Source organism: Paenibacillus sp. J22P277 (assembly GCF_059383675.1).
Genome location: NZ_JBXENS010000009.1, coordinates 259,177 through 278,973 on the forward strand (window position 1 = coordinate 259,177; position 19,797 = coordinate 278,973).

Annotated in this window: 16 protein-coding genes; 2 read left to right on the forward strand and 14 right to left on the reverse strand. The window is 57.1% G+C overall.

Annotated elements, in window-relative coordinates; translation table 11 throughout:
• Positions 1–14 precede the first annotated feature (14 nt).
• The 7 genes from AC50YL_RS30595 to AC50YL_RS30625 form a co-directional block, all read right to left on the reverse strand.
• A complete protein-coding gene (locus tag AC50YL_RS30595; RefSeq protein ID WP_494837035.1) occupies positions 15–959 on the reverse strand; it encodes an ABC transporter permease in 945 nt (314 codons plus the stop codon).
• A gap of 390 nt (positions 960–1,349) precedes the next feature.
• Positions 1,350–2,027, reverse strand: a complete 678-nt coding sequence (locus AC50YL_RS30600) for a FadR/GntR family transcriptional regulator (RefSeq protein WP_494837036.1) — start codon at positions 2,025–2,027, stop codon at positions 1,350–1,352.
• Positions 2,028–2,059: 32 nt separating this feature from the next.
• Positions 2,060–3,256 (reverse strand): trans-sulfuration enzyme family protein, encoded by a 1,197-nt coding sequence (locus tag AC50YL_RS30605; RefSeq protein ID WP_494837037.1) that lies wholly within the window; start codon positions 3,254–3,256, stop codon positions 2,060–2,062.
• A gap of 50 nt (positions 3,257–3,306) precedes the next feature.
• Positions 3,307–4,134, reverse strand: a complete 828-nt coding sequence (locus tag AC50YL_RS30610) for a carbohydrate ABC transporter permease (RefSeq protein ID WP_494837039.1) — start codon at positions 4,132–4,134, stop codon at positions 3,307–3,309.
• A gap of 2 nt (positions 4,135–4,136) precedes the next feature.
• Positions 4,137–5,066: a carbohydrate ABC transporter permease gene (locus AC50YL_RS30615; protein WP_494837040.1), complete on the reverse strand. Its 930-nt coding sequence runs from the start codon at positions 5,064–5,066 to the stop codon at positions 4,137–4,139.
• Positions 5,067–5,146: 80 nt separating this feature from the next.
• Positions 5,147–6,466: an ABC transporter substrate-binding protein gene (locus AC50YL_RS30620; RefSeq protein ID WP_494837042.1), complete on the reverse strand. Its 1,320-nt coding sequence runs from the start codon at positions 6,464–6,466 to the stop codon at positions 5,147–5,149.
• Positions 6,467–6,726: 260 nt separating this feature from the next.
• Positions 6,727–7,305: a TMEM175 family protein gene (locus AC50YL_RS30625; protein ID WP_494837159.1), complete on the reverse strand. Its 579-nt coding sequence runs from the start codon at positions 7,303–7,305 to the stop codon at positions 6,727–6,729.
• A gap of 225 nt (positions 7,306–7,530) precedes the next feature.
• Here AC50YL_RS30625 and AC50YL_RS30630 point away from each other — a divergent pair, with 225 nt between their 5' ends.
• On the forward strand, positions 7,531–9,267 hold the full coding sequence (locus tag AC50YL_RS30630; RefSeq protein ID WP_494837044.1) for an Imm51 family immunity protein: 1,737 nt from the start codon (positions 7,531–7,533) through the stop codon (positions 9,265–9,267).
• 160 nt (positions 9,268–9,427) lie between these two features.
• Here the strand turns inward: AC50YL_RS30630 and AC50YL_RS30635 are convergent, their stop codons facing one another.
• The 6 genes from AC50YL_RS30635 to AC50YL_RS30660 all read right to left on the reverse strand — a co-directional run bounded on the left by AC50YL_RS30635 (position 9,428) and on the right by AC50YL_RS30660 (position 16,787).
• Entirely contained in the window at positions 9,428–10,750 is a 1,323-nt protein-coding gene (locus AC50YL_RS30635; protein WP_494837046.1) for an extracellular solute-binding protein, read from the reverse strand.
• Positions 10,751–10,805: 55 nt separating this feature from the next.
• The gene (locus AC50YL_RS30640; RefSeq protein WP_494837048.1) at positions 10,806–11,660 is read right to left on the reverse strand and encodes a carbohydrate ABC transporter permease; all 855 of its coding nucleotides are present in this window, start codon (positions 11,658–11,660) and stop codon (positions 10,806–10,808) included.
• A gap of 3 nt (positions 11,661–11,663) precedes the next feature.
• On the reverse strand, positions 11,664–12,632 hold the full coding sequence (locus AC50YL_RS30645; protein WP_494837050.1) for a carbohydrate ABC transporter permease: 969 nt from the start codon (positions 12,630–12,632) through the stop codon (positions 11,664–11,666).
• A gap of 60 nt (positions 12,633–12,692) precedes the next feature.
• Complete coding sequence (locus AC50YL_RS30650) at positions 12,693–14,144, reverse strand: ABC transporter substrate-binding protein (protein WP_494837052.1); 1,452 nt, start codon at positions 14,142–14,144, stop codon at positions 12,693–12,695.
• 106 nt (positions 14,145–14,250) lie between these two features.
• Positions 14,251–15,039, reverse strand: a complete 789-nt coding sequence (locus tag AC50YL_RS30655; RefSeq protein WP_494837054.1) for a response regulator transcription factor — start codon at positions 15,037–15,039, stop codon at positions 14,251–14,253.
• Positions 15,036–16,787, reverse strand: a complete 1,752-nt coding sequence (locus AC50YL_RS30660) for a cache domain-containing sensor histidine kinase (RefSeq protein ID WP_494837055.1) — start codon at positions 16,785–16,787, stop codon at positions 15,036–15,038. The genes AC50YL_RS30655 and AC50YL_RS30660 overlap by 4 nt, the downstream gene beginning before the upstream one ends.
• 237 nt (positions 16,788–17,024) lie before the next feature.
• On the opposite strand from AC50YL_RS30660, the gene AC50YL_RS30665 reads away from it, so the two are divergent.
• Positions 17,025–17,999, forward strand: coding sequence for a glycoside hydrolase family 43 protein (locus AC50YL_RS30665; protein ID WP_494837056.1), 975 nt, complete (start codon positions 17,025–17,027; stop codon positions 17,997–17,999).
• A gap of 111 nt (positions 18,000–18,110) precedes the next feature.
• Here AC50YL_RS30665 and AC50YL_RS30670 read toward each other — a convergent pair whose 3' ends face one another.
• Complete coding sequence (locus tag AC50YL_RS30670; RefSeq protein ID WP_494837058.1) at positions 18,111–19,664, reverse strand: SAM-dependent methyltransferase; 1,554 nt, start codon at positions 19,662–19,664, stop codon at positions 18,111–18,113.
• Positions 19,665–19,797 lie beyond the last annotated feature (133 nt).

Consider the following 19,797-nt stretch of genomic DNA (forward strand, 5'->3'; position numbering starts at 1 on the left):
TCCAAGTCCCTCCTTTACATCATGGCGCTGTCCGGATCTACCTTGCGGACGATCCAGTTGGCGATCAGAATGGTTGCGCAGCCGAGCACGGATTGCACGAAAGCGGACGCGGACGCCATCCCCACCGTAGCGGTCTTGAGCTGCTTGTAGACGAGAACGTCGATGGTGGTCGCCACGTTGAACAGCGAGTTGGAATCCCGCGGCACCTGGAAGAACAAGCCGAAATCCGTGTAGAAGATGCGGCCGACGGCCAAGATGAACATCATCACGATCACGAGCTTCATGAGCGGCAGCGTAATGTATCGCGCTTGCTGCCATTTCGAGGCGCCGTCGATCACGGCCGCCTCGTAATACGTGGAGTCGATGCCGGCGATGGTTGCCAGATAGACCACCATGCCGTATCCCAGGCCCTTCCACATATTCATGAACACGAGGAAGTACGGCCAGTATTTCGCTTCCATATACCAGTTCACGGGATCCTTGCCCATATCGGCGAGGAATTGATTGGCGATCCCTTTATCGAAGCTCAGGAACGCCCAGGCGACCGCGGACACCACCACCCAAGACAGGAAGTAAGGCAGGAACATCATCGTTTGATACACTTTCCCCGCCTTGCGGCTGTGCAGCTGCCCGATCATGAGCGCCAAGGTAACGGGCACCGCGATGCCCAGGATGATGAACACCAGATTGTAGCCCAGCGTATTGCGGGTGACGACCCATGCGTCGTTGGACTTGAACAGGAACTCGAAGTTTTTGAACCCGGACCATTCGCTGTGGAAGACGTTGCTCAGAAAGCCCCCGAAGATCTTGAAATTCTTGAATGCGATAATGACGCCGAACATCGGCAAGAAACAAAACAGGATATACCAGACGGTCGTCGGCAAAGCGAGCAGCGTCAGCTCGGTATCCTGCGAGCGCCAGCGCGTTCGCAGGCGTTTTCTCCCGCTCTTCGTGTCCATGTTGTTAGCCACTCCTTCCGTTAGTTCGCTTTCCGATGTGTACGCGCTTTCAATTTTCGATGCGGGCCTCATTCGAAACCTATCCATTAGGTGGGTAAATTTCCATGTAAAGCGCAAACAATCGATCTAACTGATGTCAATTGTAAAGAATTCGTCCGCCCCCCTGCCAGACTAAAAACATGAGACCGCAGTCAACAAACGTTAGATTTTTATGGGGGACGGGTGTAAATTCGCAAGCGCATACGGCCATTCGCCGGAATCGGGCCAAAAAAAGAAGCTTTCCAACCCGCCATGCGGCGATTGAAAAGCTTCTTGTTACGATCCGGGTTATTCGGGCTCCGAGCCGTCGGGGCTGATCGCATCGCCCTTTCATTGCCCTCCCGTTCCCGATCAATAGGTTCGGATGATGTTCTCGATGCAGTCCATCATCTTGTTGAACTCGCCCAGCGCCTGCTCGGGCTCGTGAACCGCGATCGCCGCAAACATCGTGTGATGGTATTCGTACGTATCGTCGAACAGCCGTTTGTCGCCGAGCGGTTCGTTAAAAAACTTCTCGTACATCGCGGCGATCGACTCCAGCACGCTGAACAATATCGGGTTGCCCGCCGCCTTCATGATGCCGCGATGGAACGCCAGGTCGATGTGGGCGGTGTGCTCTCCCGCGTCTTTTAGCCTGCTGTACTCCTTCATGCAAGCCGCCAGTTCCGCGGTCTGCGCCGACGTGATCCGTTTGGCCGCCAGTTCGACCGCTTTGCCTTCCAGCGCCCGCCGGACGTCCAAGATCGCGAGCAGGAACCGCTTCTCTTTCTCGATCTTGATCTTGCCGGCGAACCGGTAGGTGCCGACGTCGCGCACGTAAATCCCTTTTCCGTTATGGACGGAGATGACGTCGATCGCCTCCAGATAACGCAGCGCTTCGCGGAGCGAGGAACGGCCGACGCCGAACATATGCGTCATGGCTTCGACCGACGGCAGCTTGTCTCCTTCCTGCAGCTCTTTCTCTTCGATATAATTTTGAATTTCCTGCGAGACCAATTCGGGTATGGTTTGCCGCTGTACTTTTGCCATCTTGAGTCGCCCCCGCCTTCATGAATCCGACATCATCTCGTATCGGGTACATCATCGCTGCCTTCCGCCGACACAGCCGCCCAAGTCTCGTCCAGGTCGAGGATCAGATCGGCCGCGCTCTCCAGACCGATATGCAGCCGAATCAGGCTGCGGGCTCCCGCGGCGCAGCTCGCGCCCGCCGGATTGACGGTGACGAGCGACTCGAAGCCGCCCCAGCTGACGCCGATCTTGAACATCTTCAACCGGCTCGCCCATTGCCGCATCTTCTCCGGCGGTTCGGGCGATTCGAACGAGAACAGCCCGCTGGAGCCGTTCATCTGCCGCAAGCCGAGCTCGCGCTGCGGATGCGAATCGAGCGCGGGATGATTGACCCGCAGCACGTACGATTGCGCGGCCAGATGCGCCGCGACCGTCAGCGCGCTGCGCTCGTGCCGCTCCATGCGCAGCGGCAGCGTGCGCAAGCTGCGCGTGACCTGGGCGGCCGTATGCGCCGTCATGATGCCGCCGAACAGCATGTATTCGTCATTCGCGATCCGGCCGACGAGCTGCTCGGAGCCGATCACGACGCCCGCGACGCTGTCGCTTTGCCCGGATATGTACTTCGTGATGGAGTGCACGACGAGATCGATGCCGAGCTCCAAGGGCCGCTGGAATATCGGCGTCGCCCAGGAATTGTCGACGATGGTGACGATGCCGCGGCTGCGCGCAAGCGCGGCGCAGGCCGCCAAATCCTGCAGCTGGAACAGCATCGAGGTCGGGCTTTCCAGGTAGATCAGCTTGGTCTCCGGGCGAAGCGCATCGCGGATATGATCCGGCGAGCTTCCGTCGACCAGCGTCGATTCGATCCCGAAGCGCTGCAAATATCGGGTCACGAATTCGCGCGTCGGACCGTACGCCTGGTCCACGCACACGATATGGTCGCCGGTCTTGACGGCGGACAAGATCGCGGCGGAAATGGCGGCCATGCCCGAAGCGAAGCATTTGGCCGTTTCCGCCCGCTCCAGCTCCGCCAGCTTATCCTCCAGATACCGCACGGTGGGGTTGTTGCCCCGCGAATAGACGTGCTCAACTTGCGGATTTCGCGCCGCCTGCTGGAACTTGTCGTACGTCTCGAACGCGAACAAGCTCGTCTGATAGATCGGAATATTGATCGCGCCGTGATGACGCTCGTCGACGGCGTCGTGGTTCACCGACGTGTACGGCCATTCCCGGTCGTTGTTTTTGGTCATCCTTCTCGATTCCTTTCCGTTTCGTGATTCCGGAGTCCGTCATCCGGCGGTTACCCCTTGACGGCGCCCTGCGTCAGGCCGTCGACGATGAAGCGCTGCGCGATGGCGAACAACGCGATCGTCGGGACGACGGACAAGACGGTGCCGGCCGACATGGCCCCCCAATCGACGTCGAACTTCATCACGAACGAGTTCATCGCCACGGGCAGCGTCTTCATCGACTCGTCGTCGATAAACATGACGGCCATGAACAATTCGTTCCAATTCTGCACGAAGGCGAAGATGAACGTGGCCGCGATCCCGTTCAGCATGACCGGCATGATGACCCGAATCAGCGCCGACATCCGGGAGCAGCCGTCGATCATCGCCGCTTCTTCGAGGCTCGACGGAATCCGCTCGAAGAAGCCCTTGAGCAGGATGGTCGAGAACGGGATCAAGCCGACGGTATACATGAGGACCAGCGAGATGCGGGAATTGATCAACCCGAGCCTGCTCATGAGCAAATAGAGCGGCGCCAGCGCCACGAACCCGGGCAGCATCTGCGTCAGGAAAAAACCCAGCATCACGTGCCGGTGGCTGCGGAATTTGAACCGGGCCAGCACGTAGGCGCTGAGAACCGCGATGCAGACGACGATCGCGGCGGCGCTGAGCGAGATCAGCAGGCTGTTGGCGATATAGATGTGGAAATTGGAAATCTTGATGATGTTGATGTAGTTTTGAAAGGTCAGTTGACTGGGCCAGTAGTGCAGGGGAAAGGAGAAGATTTCTTTCTGCGGCTTGAGCGACGTGATGACGATCCAATAGAGCGGGAAGGCCATCACGATCAGATAGAGGGTCAAGAAGACGACTTTCAGCGCTTTTTGCAATGGCCGCTTCATGGTTAGAAATCCCCCAATTTCGCTGATCTGGTCACCGTTAAATAAAAGATCGTGTACAGCATCAGAATGCCGATCATCACGATGCCGATCGCGGAGGCCGCTCCGTAATCGCCGCCGTACATGATCTTGTCCAGCATGAGCGAGGATAATATGTGCGTCGAGCCCGCCGGCCCGCCGTTCGTCAGCCCGTAGATGATCGAGGGATCGTTGAAGATCCAGATCGCGCGCAGCAGCGTGGTCGTAATGACCGTCGGCATGATGTAGGGCAACGTGATGCTGAACAGCTTGCGCGCGCCGTTCGCGCCGTCCATGCTTCCCGCTTCATACAGCTCGGACGGCACCGATTGCAGCGCCGCAAGCAGCATGATCGCGAAGAAAGCGATTCCATACCAGATGTTGGCGACGATGACGGAAGACAGCGCCCATTTCGGATCGGATAAGAACCCGATTCGCTCGTGAATGATACCGAGTCGGATCAGCAAATCATTGATGACGCCGATCTGCGAGTTGAACATCCATTTCCAGATCAGACCGATCAGAAATCCGGACAAGGCCCAAGGATAGAACACGAACCCCTGGAAGATCCCCCGTCCGCGAAAACGCTTGTTCAGCATGAGCGCGACCGTCAATCCGATCGTAAATTGCAAAATCAGCGAGATAAACACCCAATAGACGCTGTTAACCGAAGCATGCTTGAACTTCGCGTCGTTGAACATGGTCTTGAAATTGTCCAAGCCGATGAAATGGACGTTGGTCAGATCGAAGAGCTGATAGTTCTGAAACGCCATCACGATGCCCCGCAGAAACGGGTAGTACGTAAATACCAGGACCAATACCAGCGTCGGCAGCAAACTGAAAAAGATGAATCCACGCGGCGAATTGCGGAATCCCGTCCGCAACCGCCCGATGACGGAAGGCTGCTCGTCGTTCATGAACCACACCACCCTTAAGAGCGTAATGGTCGCGGCGGGCGGCCCCCCCCCCCCCGCCCGCGCCTATAAGGCCCGTTGCTTTATTTCAGGTTTGCCCGCTGATCGGCCCAGAATTTATCCCATTGCTTCAGCGTGTCTTCCACCGATACTTTGCCGAGCAGCAGCGATTGGCCGCTTTCCATCGCGACTTGGCCCCATTGGCTGGTGCCCGGGTACTTCGTGTTCGCTTTCAGATTCACGAATTCATCCGGCTTGCTGGCCATATCAAGCAGCGTTTTATACATATCGGTTTGGAAGAACGGATCCTCGCTTGCCGAAGAATGGATGGGAATAAGCGCGGTCTTGATGGCGAAATACGTATTTTGCTCGGGGCTCGACAGGAACGCGATCAGCTTGAACGCCTCGTCCTTATGCTTCGAGTAGGAGGCAATCCCCCAACCGGCACCGCCCGTGGCCGTGAATGCCTTGCCGCTTGGTCCTTTCGGCATTGGAGCCGTGCCGATGGTGTTGACGTCCATTTTCTCCGTCAACGCCGGAATCGCGTCAGGGTCTTGCAGCAGGATGCCGGTTACGCCGGACGTAAACGCTTGAACCTGCTCTTGGTAGCCCCAGTTGATCGAGTCTTTCGGCGAGCCTTCTTTGTATAGCTTCACATAGAGATCCAGCGCCTGCTTCGCTTCCGGCGTCGAGTACATCGTTTTGCCGTCTTTCAAGAAAGACGAGTCGTCGTGATCGATGTTGTCGAAGTTGTAGTTTTGAATGATCGTATCCGGCACGCCGTTGGCGCCCGCACCGCCGCGGAACGAGAATCCATACCGGTTCTTGCTCGGATCCGTCAGCTTGATCGCGGCCGCTACCATCTCTTCGTAGTTGGTCGGCGGCTGAATGCCCTTCTCTTGGAACCAGTCTTTGCGATAGAACATCTGACGCTGGTACATGCCGTTCGTGATAAAGTACAGCTTGTCGCCGAGCGATGCGACCGTTTTGGCTACGTCGACTTCGGTCGCATAGTCCGGCCAGTCCTTCACGTAATCGTTAAGCGGCTCGAGATAACCGTTATTGGAGAATTCGGAGATCGTCTGATCGCGTACTTCCAATACGTCCAGGTCTTCCTTGGCTCCGAGAATCGTTTTGATCTTGTTGTCGGCCTGGTCGAAAGGAGGCGAGATCAGCTCGACTTTGATGTCCGGGTTAGCCGTCTCGAACTTGGCGATCATCTCTTGCAATACCGTGGTCCGGGCCGGGCTCGTCAAGCTCTCGATCATGCGCAGCGTGACTTTCTTCCCCGAGCCGCCGTTGCTTCCCCCGTCGCCGTTGTCGCCGCAGCCTGCCAAAACCCCGATGAGCAGAACCCCCGCGACCGCACCAAGCAACATTTTTTTCTCTTTCTTTGCCGCCATTGATAACGCCTCCTTTATTATTTAAGCCTCTTGCCCGACTGACAATCTCATCCTTTTCATCCAGGCATATACTCTGCCAGTCAGATAGGTTAATAGTAATTGAAAGCACTTTATTTTACAATTAGTTATCTTGCAATTTTTAATATTTTTTATTTTCTGACTACTGTGGATGCGGTCGAGTGCCGCGGCGATTAATGCAGCCATCGGCAAATAGAAAAAAGCCGTCGCGATGCGACAGCTTTAGTCTCGTGCCCGTTGGTCTAGCGGCCGTTCAACGCATGCTCGATTCGCTTATCCGGCACGAACCACATCACCGCGACGAGCGCGAATAAGAAGCCGGCGATCCACGTGCTCACGTAGGCGCTCAAGACGGCGACCAAGTAAATCACGGGCGACGACTTCCCCTTCCAGTCCTTGCCGATCGCCGAAACGACGGTAGAATTGCCGGCATGCTGGATAAAAATCGCGCGCTGCAGCACCCAATACGCGAACGCCGCGAGCAGCAGCACGATCCCGTACAACGCCGTCGGCGTGGCTGCGAAATGGCTTTCGCCCATCCACGCGGTCGTGAACGGAATCAGGGAAAGCCAGAAGAGCAGCAGCAGGTTGAGCCACATCAGCCGCCCGTTGATCGTGCGAACCAAGTGCAGCAGATGATGATGGTTGTTCCAGTAGATGCCGACATAGACGAAACTGAGAATGTAGCTCAGAATTTTCGGGCCAAGTCCGGCAAGCGCAGCCCAATCATGGCCTTCCGGCACTTTGAATTCCAGCACCATAATGGTAATGATAATCGCCAACACGCCGTCGCTGAAGGCTTCCATCCGATTCGATTTCAGAGTATTTCACCTTTCCCCGCTTCTCGCGATCTTATTATCCGGTCACCATGAGTAGCTTCATATAAAGTGCTGCGGGTTGTCAAGCGGAACTTGCCGGAAGCCAAGAGGATCCGGGCGAGGAGTTCCCGAATGAAAGGGTTGCGCCGATATCCCACTCACATTCACCGCCTCCCCTCTGGTAAAATAGAGAAAATCATAGTTTCGCTCGGGAGGCGGACGGCAACGATGGAACAAGCGCTGCGCGCACAAATCATGCAATGGCACGAGGATCGCGAACACCGGCGGATCGTAGACACGCTGATGAAGATTCCTCCGGCGGACAGGGACTACGACATGATCGGCAGCTTGGGGCGGGCGTATAATAATCTGAGTATGCATGAAAAAGCGCTGGAGCAGTTTGCTTTGATTGCCGACCAGGGGAAGCATGATCCGTTATGGTATTTTCGCGTAGGTTATGCTTATTTTTATCTGAAACGGTATGAGGAAGCGGCAGGCGTCCTGAGCACCGCGCTGGAGCTGGATCCAGAAGATCAGCATGCAGCCAAAATGCTGGACTGGAGCCGGAGCAGATGGGAAAAACAAATCAAGGCGGAAGCCGGCCGAAATCTCGGCAGACAACAGAAAGACCCGGGAACGGTCCCTTTTGCAGGCATGGATCTCGACCGGTTCTGGAAAGACAGTGACTATGCCAGAGAACAATACATTTCGGATCCGCCTTCGGACGAGCTGATTGCTTCCGTAGAAGAGGAACTCGGCTATACGCTGCCGGCGGCCTATATCGCGCTGATGAAGCATCAGAACGGGGGCATCCCCCGTCATACCTGCTTTCCGACGGATGTAGCCACCTCTTGGGCCGAGGATCATATTGCGATAACGGGCATCATGGGGATCGGACGCGACAAAAACTACGCGATCTGCGGTAATCTCGGCAGCCCGTTCATGATTGAAGACTGGGGCTATCCGGATATTGGCGTCGTGATCTGCGACTGCCCTTCGGCGGGACACGATGTCGTGATGCTGGATTACCGTCACTGCGGGAAGGACGGCGTGCCTGAGGTCATCCATGTCGATCAGGAAGATGATTACGAGATTACCTTCCTGGCACCGAACTTCGAAACGTTCATCCGCGGGTTAGTGAGCGATGAAGAATACGACACTTCTCAGGAGGACAAAGCGAACGATCTGCGCAAAGTGGCTGAGGGGAAATTCTCCCCGCTGCTCACGGAGCTCTGCGATCGGGCCTCCGAGGTGGACGGGCTGGCGTCCAAGATACGCAGCGTCTGTACCCGAATCGTTCAGGAGAAAGGCTACTTCGCTTTTCATGCGGATGAACGCTCTCATCTCATGTACGATGTGCAGTTCTGGCTGTACGCCAACGCTTATCCGGCTACCAGCCGCCAGCAGTATCTGGATGCCTATGATCGGATGATCGCATTCGGCGGTGAGTTCGGTCAAAACGGGTACGCCCCCGGCTTCGTCAGCGATTGGCTGGATAAGCGGATCGGAGAAGGCCTTATCGTTCAGGAGAACGGCGTGCTTCGCTTCACGGACGAGGCGCGAAGCAGCGTGATCGCAAAGCTAGCAGCGGAGGCGGAAGCCGCACAGGCACCGGCAGCTGCAGGAGAAGTAAAGGATGTAGCCCCGTTTATCCTCGTGGAGCAGAGTAATGGCGGCAAATCCGTTATTTTGACGGTCGGCCGTTATTTGACCGAGCTATTCGACACCCGGGCAGACGAGGGATTCGCAGGCAACGGATACGATTGGGCCTCGCTCGCGGCGGTGTTCTTGAATGAGCGGATGCCGGCGCTCGCGGACACGATTCGTTTCGACCCGGAAGCCGATATGTTCTGTGCCTACTCGAGCAATGGCGCCGCCGTCGAACGGTTCGCTCAGGCGTTCAAGTCGGCCTGCGAGGATGACGTGCTGATTCACGATTTATTTACTCGCGCTGCGTTGGACTGAGTTAATGTTATGGAATAGTGACCCTGCAAGCAAAACGCGGAGCATTCGACATCGAATGCTCCGCGTTTCCATACATGCCTATGGCGTTTGCTTCGACCCGGCTTGCTGCTTTGACGAACATGCCGCGCAGTGAACGCCTAACGTCTCCACACTCCGATGCTTAATTCCCTTTCTTAATGGCCGCATCATGCGCCTTGGCGAAGTCGACCGGATCGATCTCGTTGCCGAACAACGCTTGAACCTGGTTCAGATGGACCTCGGCGGCGTCGTTCGGCATCAGAACGTCGGCAAACAGGGTCATATTCGTTGCCTTGTTCACTTCCTTAAGCAGATCCACGTAGAGCTGCGGCAGCTGGATTTTCGACGTGTCCACCTTCGTGGCGGGGATGACGCCCGCGCCGTTGACGGATTCCTCGCCCCACCGCTTCACGAAATACCGCACGAACTTCTTCGCCTCTTCCTTGACCGGCGAATTCTCGGCCACGAACAAGCCGACGCCGGGGCCGCCCACCCAGCTGTCGACATTGCCCTTGCCCCCGGCGACGGCCGGAAACTTGAAGAATCCCATGCTGTCGCGGAAGGACTGCGGAACGGCCGCGCTGGTCGTATAATTCGGGAGCTCCCACGTCCCCATCAGGTACATGGCCGCTTGTCCGTCCATGAACTGCGCTTTCGCTTCATCGTTGGACAGCCCGTTGAAGCCTTTGCTGAACGCGTTCATGCCCGCCAAATCCTGAATTTTCTTTGCCGCTTGGATCAGACCCGGATCGGTGAACGAGACGGTGCCTTTGATCGCGTTCGCCAAATTCTCCGTACCCGTGATGCGGTCCGCCAGGTACATATACCAGAGCGACCCCGTCCAGCGATCCTTGTCGCCCAGCGCGATCGGCACGACGCCGCGATCCGCGAGCTGCTTCACGATCTGCAGGAACTCCTCGTACGTCGCGGGAGGCTGCAGGCCGTATTTTGCAAAAATGCGTTTGTTGTAATACACGGGTGCGATATTGAACTCCAACGGGAGCGCGTAGGTCTTGCCGCCGACGTTGTAAGCCTCCGTCGCGCCCGGAAGAAACGCATCCTCCAGGTCGCCATGCAGGAGGTCGTCGAGGGGCGTAAACAGATCGCCTTGGACGAAGTCCTGCAAGTAGCCGGCCGGCCAAGTCAAACCGACGTCCGGCAGATCGTTGACGGCGGAGAGCACGCGGATCTTGGCTTTGTACCGTTCGTTGTCCAAGACTTCCTGCTTGATCGTGACGTTCGGATTCTCCGCCTGATACTCGGCGATGATCTTGTTCACGATCTGATACTGGCCGGGCGCGCCTCCTTCCGGCCATAGATGCATCATATGAATCGTCAGCTGGCCGGCCGTCTCGTCGCCCGCCCATTGCGGCTCCCCGTCCGAATCCTTGGCGCATCCGGCTTGCAGCAGCGCCAAACCGACGAGAAGCGCCGTCAGCGTCCGGCATGTCTTGCGCGCGTTCATCGCTCCACCCACCCATGCTCGCACGGCAAGGCGGGTCGGGACGGAAGGGAGCTGCTTACTCCTTCACGCCGCCAAGCGCCACGCCGGCGATAATATATCTCGACAGCAGGAAGTATATCACAAACAAAGGCAGCACCGTCAGGGAGAGGCCCATATAGATGGAACCGAACTCGGTCTTATAAATATCCCCCTTGAGCAGGCTGACCATAATCGGCAGCGTATATTTACTCTTTTCCGTCAGCAGGATCAGCGGCATGAACAGGTTGTTCCAGCTCGCCACGAAGGCGAATATCGCCTGCGTCGCGATCGCCGGCACCATGATCGGCATGACGATGCGGTTGAACGTGTAAAACTCGCCGGCGCCGTCGATGCGCGATGCCTCCACCATCTCCATCGACAGCGTCGCGAGCAAGTATTGCCGCATGAAGAACACGATCGCCGGCGCCGCGATGGACGGCAGGATGAGCGGGAGGAAATTGTTCGTCCAGTGCAGCTGGTACATCATTTTGTAGAAGCCGATGGCGCTGGCCTGGGCCGGTATCATCATGACCAGCATGATTACGGTGAAGAAGGCCTGGCGCATCTTCCAGTTGTAAGCGACCAGCGCATAGGCGGTCAAGGACGAGAAGTATACCGCGCAGATCGTGGAGAGGCCCGAAATGATCAGAGAGTTGAAGAAACCCTTGAGAGGATCGAAGCTCTTGCTGAGCAGCACATCCAAATTGGTCTTCAAGTGCAGAGACGGAATCAAGGACAGACCGCTTTGAATCTCCGCCGTCGAGCGGGTCGCATTGACGAACATGATCCAGAATGGCAATATGCTCAGCAGCGCCAGCACGATGCACACCGCGTAGACGATTGTTTTGTTCAACGTCAGGGAGACCCTGTTGCCGGATTTGCTTTTGGCCATGATCTACATCCCCCTTGCCGCTGCTTTGGCAGCTTTGTCGCGATTTCTTAATGCCTTCTTGGCTCTTGCCGCGTCCCGGTCCCGCATCAGGTAGAACAGCAATCCCGCCAGAACCGCCGCGATAACGAACATGATCATGCTGGCCGCCGCAGCCCGGTTGAACATATAGCTGCCCTTGAACGCCTGGCCGTAGATAAACACCGACGTCGTAAGCGTCGCATCGTCCGGTCCGCCGTACAGAAACAGCTGCGGAATATCGAACAGCTGCAAGCCGCCGATCGTAGAGGTAATCAAGGTGTAGAGCATGATCGTCCGGAGGCTCGGAAGCGTGACGCGGAAGAAGATCTGCCATCCGCTTGCGCCGTCGATGGACGCCGCCTCGAATAAGGCCGGATTGATGCCCATGACGCCCGCGATCAGGATAATCATCGTATTGCCGTACCACATCCACCACTGGATGAAGGCTACGATCCCCTGGGCCGTCGTCTTGTCCTGCAGGAAATTGACGGGCTCATGAATCCATCCGAACGTCTCGAACAAGCTGTTTATCGGCCCCATCGGATAAGAGAACAGGGAGTTGAACAGCACGGCGATCGTGCTCGCCGTGATGATATTTGGCATATAGAGCAGCACTTTGAAGGCGCCTTGTCCCCGCACTTTCAAGCGCTGGTTGGTGAACCAAGCGGTGAGCAGCAGCGCGAACGCTATCTGGGGAATGAAGTTCAGGATCCAGATCAGCGCGGTATTGGAGAGCGACGTCCGGAAGGATACGTTGTCGAACAGCAGGTATTTGAAATTGTCGAACGGATGGTCCAGGATATGGACCGACTTAGGGATGACGCCCTTCATGTCGGTAAAGCCGATGACCGCGGTGTACAGAACGGGATAGAACGAGAACACCAGGAACGCAAGCAGGAACGGAAGACTGAACAGATAGCCGAATTTCGAATAATTGATGCCCTTGCGGCGCATGGCGCTCACCTCGTCGATGATCAAAATAGGAGGGGCGGGAACTCCCGCCCCTCGGCACTATTACTCGCTGTCGATGCCGAGCTGGTCCTGAACCTTTTGCTTGAAATCCTTCAGCGTCTGCTCCCGACTCTTCTTGCCTTCGGCAAACTGACGGACTTGGTCGCGCCAGATCAGATTGATCGACTCGTCGTATTGGGTGAGGTTCTTGCCCGTCGCGTTGGCGTTGGCCGGTACGAAGACTTCGAACATGTTCTGTCCGCCGAGCAGGTCGACCTTGCCGTCCGATTTGGACATGACCACGGAAGAAGCGACGCTGTCCTTCGTGCCTTGCTCGCCCGCCTTCATCGTACCGTTTGCCCAGAAATTCTGCAGGCCCGTATCGGAAGTATCGAGCGTGACCCATTTAATGAAATCGGCCACGGCCGCTTTCTTGGCATCGTCTTTCACGACGTCTTTGTTCGCGAGCAACCACGTGCCGCCCCAGAAGAATCCGGTCGGCGGTTCGGTGACGGCCCAGTCGCCCGTCGTGTCCTTGACTTGGCCGCTCATCACGTAGTTGATGAGCCAAGCGGGTCCGAAGAAGCCGAAGATCGGCTGTTTGCCGGTGCCGGACATATCGGCGTACCACGCTTCGGTCCAGTCGGTCGTGCCATTGGAGTACCCCTTGTCCTTCAACTGCTTGGAGAAATCCAGGAACTGCTCCCGCTTCGGATCGATATGCAGCTTGCCGTCCACGATCCAGCCCTTGTCGGAGCTGTTCTCGATCGGGTGCCAGATGTCGCCGTCGCCGGATACGATGCCGTAGCCTTTCGCCTTCAGCTTCGCGGCCGCGTCGAAGAATTTATCCCAACCCGGTCCGACATTCGTCTTGATCGCGGCCGGATCGTCCGTGCCGAACACTTCCTTGGCGATCGAGCGGCGGTAGATGAAAGCGCCTCCGGTCGCTTGGTACGCGAGGCCTTTCAGCTGGCCGTCCTTGCTGCCGATATCGACTGAATACTGGGCGATGTCGGCGTCCTTCACTTGCTGATCGTCGAGGCCCAGATCGGCGTAGTTCGCCGCATAGTCGGACGCGTCGCCCTGCGTGTACTTGAGGACGAAGGCGGACTCGGCCGCGTACAGATCCGGAGCGTCCTTGCCGCCGCCGGCCAGCGCCTGGTCGAGCGCCGGCTGGTAAGCGCCGTCCGTCGTCGCGATGACCGTCGTCTTGAAATCCACGTTCGCGTCGGGATGGGTCTCGAGGTATTTCTTCGTCATGTTCGGAATCTCGTCCGTGAAGCTCCAGAGGTTGATCGTGATTTTCTCCCCGGTCTTGCCCCCCGCGTCGCCCGTATTGGCATTCGTCGCCGTATTGCCGGCGTCCGCGTTCGTATTCGACTCGGTATTGCTGGCGCCGGCATTGCCTGCGTTCGCAGTGCCGCCTTCGTTCGAACCGTTCGAGTTCCCTCCGCATGCGGTAAGAACAGAAGACAATAAGAGAATAGCCGTCGTAGCCGTTAAAGCGCGTTTCATGTTTTTTCCTCCCCTTTTTTACGCTCGGTATGTTGTAACCGCATACATTATTATAAAATCCGGAATGTAAGCGCAACAGTAACGGCGATTGGGAGAAATTCCACTTTTATCGGATGGACCGGTCATCCTCGAGCGCCTGCATACGGTACTGCCTCGGACTGCTGCCCTCGTTATCCTTGAAGACCTTGATGAAATACTTGGCGGTGCCGTAGCCGACCTTCTCGGCGATATCCGAGATCGGCAGCCGCGTCGAGACGAGCAGCTCCTTGGCTTTCTGCAGTCGGATGCGGGTCAGATAGTCGCTGAACGTAACGCCGGTCTGTTCCTTGAACAGCACGCTGAAATAACTCGCGTTAAGATGGATGAGGTCGGCCACCTGCTTCATGCTGACGGGCTCCTCCAGATGGGCCTCGATATAACCGATGGCTTCCTTGATCGGCGCGCCGAGCCGCGCTTCGCTGCGCCCCACCTCCAGCAGCTTCGCGTCGACCAGCTTCTCCATGGCCAACATCCGCTCCCGGCCCTCTTCGAGCTGCAGCGCCCGCTGCACGGTTTCCATCAGGATGTCCTTGTCGAGCGGCTTCAGAATATAGTCGAACGCGCCCAGCTGCAGCGCCTTTCTCGCATAGTCGAATTCGGCATGGCCGGAGATGACGATGACGACGGGCAGCGTTCCGCGCCGAGCCAGCGCCTCCAGCATCTGCAGGCCGTCGATCTCCGGCATGCGCACGTCCGTGATGATGACATGGGCTGTATTCGCTTTCAACCATTCCAACGCTTCGACCCCGCTCGCCGCCGTCTCGATCCTGTGCCGGCCAGCCGACCAGACGGTGAGCGTCTTCTGGATGCCCAGGCGCGTGCGCGGCTCGTCATCCACGATCAGCAATGTTCTCATAGGTGCGCCTCCCCTTTCGCAATCATCGTAATTTCAAAGCTTACCGTCGTGCCCGATCCGGGCTTGCTCTCGATATGCAGCCCGCCGTCGCGGCCAGCGGCAGTCGGATAATGGAGCTTAAGGCGGCGCTGCACGTTGAACATGGCCACGCCGGCCCCTTTCTTGGACGCTTGGGGCGCGGCGGCGTCCAAGCTTTGCACGAGCCTGGCCAGCGTCTCCGCGTCCATGCCTGCCCCGTCGTCGCTGACCGAGATGAGGGCCAGGCCAGGCTGCGACGACCGGACGCGGACCGTGACCGAACCCGGCCCGATGCGGCTCTCCACGCCATGCAAGATGGCGTTCTCCACGAGCGGCTGCAGGATCAGCTTCGGAATCGGCACGTGCAGCAGCCCTTCATCCGCATCGATCTCCCACTGCAGCCGGTCGATCAGACGCATCTTCATGATTTGCAGGTAGCGCCGGGTATGCTCGACCTCATCGCGGACGGTCACCCATTCTTCGTGGGCCTCGGCGCTGCCGATGACGTAGCGGAACAAGCCCGACATGGCAAGAATCGTTCTGGCCAGCTCATCCTCTTCCTTCTCCTCCAGCGACCAATAGAAAGCCTCCAGCGTGTTGAACAGGAAATGCGGGTTGATCTGCGCCTGCAGCGCCTTCAGCTCGGTGCGGCTCTGCGTGATCTCCTTCTCGTAGACGACCTGGATCAGCTCGTTCATATGGGTGACCATCCGGTTGTACGTGTGGTTCAGCTCGTTGATTTCCATCGTCCGCAAGGGGTTGCGGGTCGACGGAAGCGGCTTGAGCCCGCCGAACCGCGCGCTGCGCATGCTTCTCATCAGCTGCTGGATCGGCCGGGTGATCATCGTCGACAGCAGCAACGCCAACAGCAGGAAGGCCAAGGCCGCGATGCCGATCGACACGTAAATCGCCGTGCGCAGCACCGATATGCCCTCGGTCGCCGCCTCGACCGGCAGGAGCATGACGAGCTTCCAGTCCGTGACGTCGGAATGCTGCCGGACGGCGAGCATCCGCTCCCCGCCGACCGTGACCGTGCTGCCCGTCTGCGCGGCGACCGCCTGCGCCGTCTCGTCGTTCATGTCCGAGAGAATCGGATTGCCTTCGCTGTCGCTCAGCAGCATGGACTCGCGCGCTTCGGAGCGGTCGCCCGCGGCATCGGAGGCGAACATGTTGAAATAATCCCGGTTGACGCGGACGACCACGTAGCCGCCGGGCGAATAGGCATGATCGAGCAGGTTGATGCGGCGAACCGCCAGCACCGTGTCCGGCGAACGCGGATCGATGCCGATCCAGGCAAGCCGTCCTTTCTTCTCGTCCGCCGCGGCGAGCGCGTCCCCGGAGATGCGGTTCAGGCTGGAGTCGTCCAGCGGAAACAGGCGTTTGTTAGCGATCGTGTACAGCTCGAGGGAGCTGATGCCGGAGGAGTATGCCATGTAATTGTTGGCGATCTGCAGCAGCGACTGGCGCTCGTTGAAATTGGACGGGCTTCCCTCCGCCTCCCGGGACAGGAGCTTCTGCACGTAGGCATCCACGGCAACCTGGGTCGTCAGCGAATCGACCTGCTTCAGGAGCGCGTCCAGCCTCCCGTTGGCCTGGATCGCGGTCTGTTGAATATGCTTCTCCGCGCTTTTCTTAAGGAGCACGGACACTTCGCCGTAGATGAACGCTCCCGCGAAGGTAAGCACGAGAATGATCGTCAGCGTGAAGCTGATAAAAATTTGATTCCGCAAGTTGTTATGTTCTCGCAGCTGGATGAACCGTATTCCCCGTCTTCTCACAGGCAACCCTGCCTCGCTTATGAATGCTAGAAACAACGTAAAGGATTCCCGCAGGAGTGTCAAGCAATGTCAGATGCCACAAAATCCAATGATTTTGGTATTTTTAACAAGCGCAAGAGACGCCGCGAGGCATCGCGGGTTTGTTAGAATAAAGCGTGAACATGACTCTGCGCGATTGGGATGATCAAATTGAAAACGCTTAAATGGGGCGAGCCGCTCGTAACCCATATCTATACCGCCGATCCGTCGGCGCATGTCTTCGAGGGCAAGCTCTACATCTATCCGTCGCATGATCTGGATCATGAGCAGACGTCCAACGACAACGGCGATCAATACGATATGGAAGATTATCATGTCCTCTCGATGGACGGATCGGACGCGGCTTGCGTCGATCACGGGGAGGCGCTGCATCTGCGCGATATCCCTTGGGCCAAGCAGCAGCTGTGGGCGCCGGACGCGGCGTATAAGGACGAGATCTACTACTTGTTCTTCCCTGCGCGCGACCACGATTCCGTCTTCCGCATCGGCGTCGCGACAAGTTCGTCGCCCGCCGGTCCGTTCAAGCCGCAGCCGAGCTATATGCCAGGCAGCTTCAGCATCGACCCGGCCGTATTCGTCGAAGGAGACGAGGCGTACATGTATTTCGGCGGCCTTTGGGGCGGGCAGCTCGAGAAATGGCAGACGGGCGCGTTCGTCGCGAATGCCGAAGGTCCCGCCTCCGATGCGCCCGCCCTCGGTCCGCGCGTCGCCCGGCTCGGCCGCGATATGCTGACGTTCCAAGAGGAACCCCGCGAAGTCTCCATCGTCGGCCAGGATGGCCTGCCCATCTTGGCCGGCGACGAGGATCGCCGGTATTTCGAAGGTCCGTGGATGCATACCTATAATGGCAAGTACTATCTCTCCTACTCGACCGGCACGACGCACAAGCTGGTCTACGCGATCGGCGATAATCCTTACGGTCCGTTCACGTTCCAGGGCACGATTCTTACCCCGGTGGTCGGCTGGACGACCCATCATTCCATCGTGGAGTACGAGGGCCGGTGGCTGCTGTTTTACCACGACAGCTCCCTCTCCGGCGGCGCCGACAACAAGCGCTGCGTGAAATTCGCCGAGCTGCGGTATAACGAGGATGGCACGATTCAGACGATCGATCCGTACGCGTGAAGCCCGGTAACACAAGCAGCCAGCCCGCATTCATTGGAATGCGGGCTGGCCGTGTTCATGCTGCTTTAACTCCACGCTAATGGTGAACGCATTGTCCCGCAGAGGCATCGTTCAGGCTTGAATCATACTTAACAATGCCTTTGCCTCCTCATGACCGGGATCGAGCACCAATAACTCACGCAAGTACTGCGATGCCTCTTGGACTAACTCCAACTCGAAGCAACAAATCGCGAGACAATAGTACACGGTCGATACGACTTCATCTTGTTCTTCACGGACCGATAGTTCCAAAAACCGTTTGGATTCCTCGTACATGCTCATCTCGAACAGGACCAACCCCGCATCGAGCGCAAGGTCATACCGCTGCTCCATGACGTAGTACGAGGACCACATCTGCTGTATGCCGGTCAATAGATCCTGCCTTTCTTCATCGTTCGCTTCCGAAATCAGACTGGAGATCCGCCTCGCGCTCTGAATGAAAAATTCCGCATCGTATCCGCCCAAACGCCAAAAACTTAAGATTTGCTCCAAACCCATGCTTTCTAAATTGCGATCTACCCATACCTTCATGCTAAAAAATTCGTCCGGTCCAAAGCGTTCGATAAACCGACGATAAGCTAATCTCGTCTGGGGATAGTCCATCGGTTGTTCCAAATGAAGCACGCAGCCAACATTAATATTCGTATAATGCTGCGGCGGAAATAACGCCGCGGCTCCTCGTTGTTCAAAGACATATTGAATCGCATGGTAGTTGGCCGTTAAAGAAAAGCTGCCGTGCAGGGTCAACACCGGCGGCTCCGCGAATTTCCAGCTATCGAGTAAGTGATCTCCTTTATCGGCCGTGATTAGTAGAAATCCATGCCGCGACAGCGCGTTGAGCCGCTCTAAGCACGTCAATCCGGCGACGGGGAATAAGATGTGCGAATCTTCGAGCTGTTCCTTGTAGAGGGCAATGACATCCCGGTAAGGATAGGTTGCTTGTTCGTACTCCGGCGTCAGCCGATGCTCATAGCTTAAAGCAATTTGATCCAGCAATTGAGAGGGCTTCAGCGAATCATGATGTTCGGGATATTCGACGTACACGTCCGCTTCGTACACCTGCCCATCGCCTATATAAAGCAGCTCTTGCGGAATGCTGTCAAAAAAGTAATTGGCCACGATGACTAAAGGTTGCTGCAAGTCCCCTTGACCAATCGCTACGTCTGACAGTACGAGATGCAGCGATGTATCATGGACAGCATCGAACCGCGAGAAGTCCAGGATCCCCTCGGCCATATAAGCTTGCAGAGCGGGGTGCTCCCTCCACGCCCGAACATTGTCCATCGCCAAGTCCGTCATCACATAACGGAACGCAGGCAATGCGATCCCTGCGTAATCCCTCAACCGGCATATCTCGCGCAGCACATGGTAAGCAAAACGCCCCGCTCCCGCTCCAAGCTCCACGATCGTCACGGGCTCCGAGCCATATCCCTTATTCGCTCGATCTTGAAGAAAACCGAAAATCATCTCCGCGTATGCGGTCCCGATCATCGGATTGCTCGTTATGTATTGCGGCACTTGATCGTTATTCCAAGCCCTCAATCCTTCTTCTTCGTAATATTGCCTCTGAAGATCCCATATCGGTGCATCGCTGAAGCGATAACGCTGTTTTTGATTGCATGTCATTCGGATTTATCCTGCTTTCTGTAAATTGCGTACCTTGCTTACTTCCATTATAACCAAAATGAAACGACCGTTCCCCGGTAAGTTACCGGGAAGCGGTCGTTGCGTTACGAATGTTGTCGATGTAACCGTATCG